The organism is Streptomyces lycii, from assembly GCF_009735685.1.
Taxonomy (GTDB): Bacteria; Actinomycetota; Actinomycetes; order Streptomycetales; family Streptomycetaceae; genus Streptomyces; species Streptomyces lycii.
The window spans coordinates 1-4,822 of the sequence record NZ_WHPN01000322.1; the positions used below are offsets into that span (position 1 = coordinate 1).

The following is a 4,822-nucleotide window of genomic DNA, read 5'->3' on the forward strand; positions in this document are numbered from 1 at the left end:
GGTGCGGTGCGGTGCGACAGGCTGCCGGGCGCGGCCGGCGCGGGCCGGTCCCGCCGCCGGGCGTCCGGCGGCGGGCGGACCGGTCAGGACTTGGTCGCCCCGGCGGTGAGGCCGGAGACCAGATGGCGTTGCGCGAAGCCGAAGACGACCGCCGCCGGTACGGCGATGATCACGGCGGCGGCGGTCATCGAGCCCCAGTCGCTGGTGTACTGGTTGACGAAGGTCTGCAGACCGCCGGCCAGCGTCATGTTGTCCTCGCCGGTCATGAAGGCGGAGGCGTAGGCGACCTCGGCCCAGGCGGTGACGAAGGTGTAGAAGCCGGTGACGGCGAGGCCGGGCTTGGCCAGCGGCAGCACCAGCCGCCAGAAGGTGCCGAACGGGTTCAGTCCGTCGACACGGCCGGACTCGTCGATCTCGGCCGGGATGGTGTCGAAGAAGCCCTTCATCATCCAGGCGCAGAACGGCACCGCGATGGTCAGGTACGTGATCACCAGGCCGATCGGCTGGTTGAGCAGTCCGAAGCTCGCCATCAGGTTGTAGAGCGGCACGATCAGCACCGCGACCGGGAACATCTGGGTGATCAGCAGCAGCCACATCAGCGACCGCATCCCGGGGAAGCGGAAACGGCTGACGGCGTAGCCGGTGGTGGCGGCGATGAAGACGCCGAGCACGGTGGTGACGCCGACGACGAGCACGGAGTTGCCGAACCAGGTGAGGAACTCGGTGTCGGCGAGGACGTGCGAGTAGTTGGCGAAGGTGAAGTTGGTGACCAGGTCGGTGGAGAAGGCGTCGTGCTTGGGCTTGAAGGACGTGATCAGCAGCCACAGCGGCGGGAAGACCGCGATGACGGCTGCGGTCAGCAGCCCGGCGTGCAGCCCGGCGGAGGCCAGCGGGCCGCGTTCGCGGCGCGGCCCCCGGGCGGGCGGCCCGGTGACGGCCGCGCCGCCCGTGCTCCCGGTGTCTCCGGTGCTCCCGGCGCCGCCGGTGCTGCCCGTTCCGTGCGGGCCTGCGGTCGTCGTGGTCACGGTCACCACACCTCTCCCTGCTTGCGGAGCGCACGGCGGTAGACCACCGCGATGAGCGTGAGGAGCAGCAGGATGAGCACGCCCCAGGCCGCCGATCCCGCGTAGTCGCGGGGGCTGTTGACGAAGGAGAGCCGGTAGGCGTACGTCACCAGGATCTCCGTGGAGTCACCGGGTCCGCCGCGGGTCAGCAGGAAGATCACCGGGAACATGTTGAAGGTCCAGATCGTGGAGAGCAGGACCACGGTGGAGCTGACCGAGCGCAGCCCGGGCAGGGTGATGTTGCGGAACCGCTGCCAGGCGTTCGCGCCGTCCATCGAGGCGGCCTCGTACAGCTCCTTGGGGATGGACTGGAGTCCGCCGAGCAGCGCGACCAGCATGAAGGGCACGCCGAGCCAGATGTTGACGGCGATGACGGAGACCTTGGCCCAGGTCGGGTCGTTCAGCCACGGCACGGCGTCGATGCCGCCGCCGGCGAGCAGGCTGTTGAGGATGCCGCTCTTCTCGTTGTAGAGCATCCGCCAGGTGAAGACCGAGACGAAGGCGGGGATGGCCCAGGGCAGGATCAGCGCCATCCGGTAGAAGGTGCGCCCGGCGAGCTTCCGGTTGAGCATGTTGGCCAGGGAGAGGCCGATGAGGAAGGTGAACCCGACGCAGGCGACGGTCCAGACCACGGTCCAGCCGAGCCGGTCCCAGAAGACGCTGTCGGTGAGGACGGTCCGGTAGTTCTCCAGTCCGACGAACTCGTAGGTCGCCTCGATGGTGTTGACGCCGATGGTGCGCTCGACGTTGGCCTCGTCGGCGTCGGTGAGCGACAGATACAGCCCGCGCACCAGGGGGTAGCCGATGATCACGCCGATCACGGCCACCACGGGGGCGACCATGGTCCATGCGTACCAGTGCGTGGACAGCGCCCGGCGTATGCGGCCGGGGGTCTTCTCGGGCGGGCGGCCCCGGTCACCGGCCGGCCGGTCTGGACAGCCATGGGTCGGTTCAGCCTCTTCCCTGTCGCTCGCCGTCGCTCACTTGTAGTCCTTGAGGAGCTTCGCGTACTCCTTGCCGGTGGCCTCGGCGGCCTGCTTCGGCGAGGAGTCCCCGGTGAGCACCTTGTTCAGCTGGACCTTGATCGGCTCGAAGAGCGAGTTGCCCTCGGCGATCCACGGCCGCTCCACGGCCTTGTCGACGGCGGGCTTGAAGAACTGCACCATCTCGTTGTTCTTGACCGACTCGACCTCGTAGACGGAGGAGCGGGTGGGCAGCAGGCTCAGCTTCTCGGCGGTCTGCTGCTGCACGTCGGCGGAGCTCATGTACTTGACGAACTCGTACGAGGCGTCGAGGTTCGACGAGCCGGCGTAGACCGAGAGGTTCCAGCCGCCCTGCGGCGCGCCGGCGGTCTCGCTGCCGCCCGGGACGGGGGCGACGCCGAGGTTGTCCTTGTCCTTGAACTCCTTGCCGGCCAGCACGCCCTCGATGGACCAGGGACCGTCGAGCGCCATCGCGACGTCGCCGTCCTTGACCGCCTTGAGCTGGTTGTTGTAGCCGTCGCTGGCGTCGGTGATCGCGGCGCCGGAGTCGACCAGGTCCTTCATCGTCTCGAAGGCCTTGACGGACTCGGGGTCGTCGATCTTGATGTCCTGGGCCTGGTCGTCGACCATGTCGCCGCCCTCGCCGTAGAGGTACGGCAGGAAGTAGTACGCGTCGTCGCCGCGGAGGTACAGCGCGGTGGCGCCGGTCCTGTCCTTGATCGCGTCGGCGGAGTCCTTGACGTCCTCCCAGGTCTTCGGGACCTCGACGCCGGCCTCCTTCAGGATCCTCTTGTTGTAGAAGAGCCCGAGGGTGTCGATGGTCTGCGGGGCGGCGTACGTCTTGTCCTCGAACTCGGTGCTGCCGACGGCCTGCGGGAGGTAGTCGTCCACCTCGTCCAGGGCGGGCGTGCCGTCGAGCGGCGCGAGGTAGCCGAGGTTGGCGAAGTCGGCGACCCAGGCGACCTCGGTGCGCATCACGTCGGGCGCGCCGGAGTTGCCGCCCGCGGCGTTCTTGAACTTGGCGTTGGCCTCGCCGAACGGCACGTTCACGTAACGGACGTCGACGCCCGGGTGCTTCTTCTCGAAGCCTTCCGCGAGCTTCTTGTACGTCGCCTTCTCCGCGTCGTTGGAGGTGTCCCAGAAGGTCACGGTGCCGGATAGCTCACCCGAGCCCTTCTTGTCGCCCCCGTCGTCACTGTCCCCGCCACACGCTGTCGCCGCCAGGGAGAGGGTCGCGACCAGCGCGGTGGCCGCTATGCCACGCCGCATTGTGAACTCCTTCGGATCAGGCCCGGGAGGTGCCGGGGCCCGGGGTGTCGTGTGCGTCTCCGCGGCGTCGCGCACGGAAGATCACACGGCATCCCCGTCGGCCGCCTGCCGGCCGCGCCGTCGCGGCACCGGGTTGGGCAGGAACGTAACAGGGATGCAAAGCGCTCGAAAGACCTTGCGGCAAATTTCTGCAAGGCCCCCGGATCGTTACATCGGCGTGTCCGCAGAGTTGCCATGCGGCCCCTTGACGCGCCGGTCAGCAGCCATGGCACGGCTGCTGCAAGATTCTGCATGCACTTCCGCAAGGCATTGCAAAGCTGTTACGTTCCTGGCGTGCGGGCCTCCGCAAGCCCGGCGCCTACCCGAAGGGGACCGACGATGACCCAGGAGCTCACGCCCTCCCTCTCCGAACCCGCGGCGGGCCTCCCGGCCTCCAGCCGCACGGGATGGTGGCGGGACGCAGTGATCTACCAGGTCTACGTGCGCTCGTTCGCGGACGGTGACGGCGACGGCGTCGGCGACCTGCGCGGCGCCCGTGAGCGGTTGCCGCATCTGGCCCGGCTCGGCGTGGACGCCGTCTGGCTGACCCCCTTCTACGCCTCTCCGCAGGCCGACGGCGGCTACGACGTCGCCGACTACCGCGTCGTCGACCCGCTCTTCGGCGACCTGGACGACGCCCGCGAGCTGATCCGCGCCGCCCACGGGCTGGGCCTCCGGGTGATCACCGACATCGTCCCGAACCACACCTCCGACCGGCACGACTGGTTCCGTCAGGCGCTGCGCGAGGGCCCCGGGTCGCCCGCCCGCGCCCGCTACCTCTTCCGGCCCGGCCGCGGCGCGTCCGGCGAGCTGCCGCCGAACGACTGGGAGTCCGTCTTCGGCGGCCCCGCCTGGACCCGTACGAAGAACCCCGACGGCACCCCCGGCGAGTGGTATCTGCACCTCTTCGCCCCCGAGCAGCCCGACCTGAACTGGGACGACCCGGAGGTCCGCCGCGAGTTCGACGCCATCCTCCGCTTCTGGCTGGACCTCGGCGTCGACGGCTTCCGGATCGACGTCGCGCACGGCATGGTCAAGGCCGCGGGCCTGCCCGACATCGGCCACGGCCGGCAGGCCGAACTCATCGGCAACCAGGTGCTGCCCTTCTTCGACCAGGACGGCGTCCACGAGATCCACCGCCACTGGCGCCGGCTGCTGGACTCCTACGGCGGCGACCGGATCGGCGTCGCCGAGGCCTGGGCGCCGTCCCCCGAGCGGCTCGCGCTGTACGTCCGCCCCGACGAGCTGCACCAGGCGTTCAACTTCCAGTTCCTGAAGTCGCCGTGGGAGCCCGGCGCGCTGCGCACCGTCGTCGACGAGTCCCTGCGCGCGACCGGCTCCGTCGGCGCGCCCACCACCTGGGTGCTGTCCAACCACGACGTGGTCCGGCACACCACCCGGTACGCCGACGGGGACCCCGAGCGGGGCCTGCGCCGGGCCCGCGCCGCCGCGCTGCTGATGCTCGCG

General features: G+C 69.7%; 4 protein-coding genes. 1 reads left to right on the forward strand and 3 read right to left on the reverse strand.

The genetic code is table 11. From position 1 onward, the window contains the following. Positions 1-83: 83 nt before the first annotated feature. The 3 genes from GCU69_RS20085 to GCU69_RS20095 form a co-directional block, all read right to left on the reverse strand. Positions 84-890: a sugar ABC transporter permease gene (locus tag GCU69_RS20085; protein ID WP_098751611.1), complete on the reverse strand. Its 807-nt coding sequence runs from the start codon at positions 888-890 to the stop codon at positions 84-86. A 137-nt stretch (positions 891-1,027) separates the two neighbouring features. Continuing rightward, complete coding sequence (locus GCU69_RS20090; protein ID WP_098751605.1) at positions 1,028-1,906, reverse strand: carbohydrate ABC transporter permease; 879 nt, start codon at positions 1,904-1,906, stop codon at positions 1,028-1,030. Between the two features lie 138 nt (positions 1,907-2,044). Then, positions 2,045-3,316: an extracellular solute-binding protein gene (locus tag GCU69_RS20095; RefSeq protein WP_098751606.1), complete on the reverse strand. Its 1,272-nt coding sequence runs from the start codon at positions 3,314-3,316 to the stop codon at positions 2,045-2,047. 378 nt (positions 3,317-3,694) lie between these two features. Here GCU69_RS20095 and GCU69_RS20100 point away from each other — a divergent pair. Continuing rightward, a partial coding sequence (locus GCU69_RS20100; protein WP_268969329.1) for an alpha-amylase family glycosyl hydrolase occupies positions 3,695-4,822 on the forward strand: 1,128 nt, incomplete at its 3' end.

Excerpts from the sequence above, each read along its gene's own strand:
- GCU69_RS20095 (WP_098751606.1), bottom strand. The coding sequence starts at position 3,316 with ATGCGGCGTGGCATAGCGGCCACCGCGCTGGTCGCGACCCTCTCCCTG.
- GCU69_RS20090 (WP_098751605.1), bottom strand. The coding sequence starts at position 1,906 with ATGGTCGCCCCCGTGGTGGCCGTGATCGGCGTGATCATCGGCTACCCC.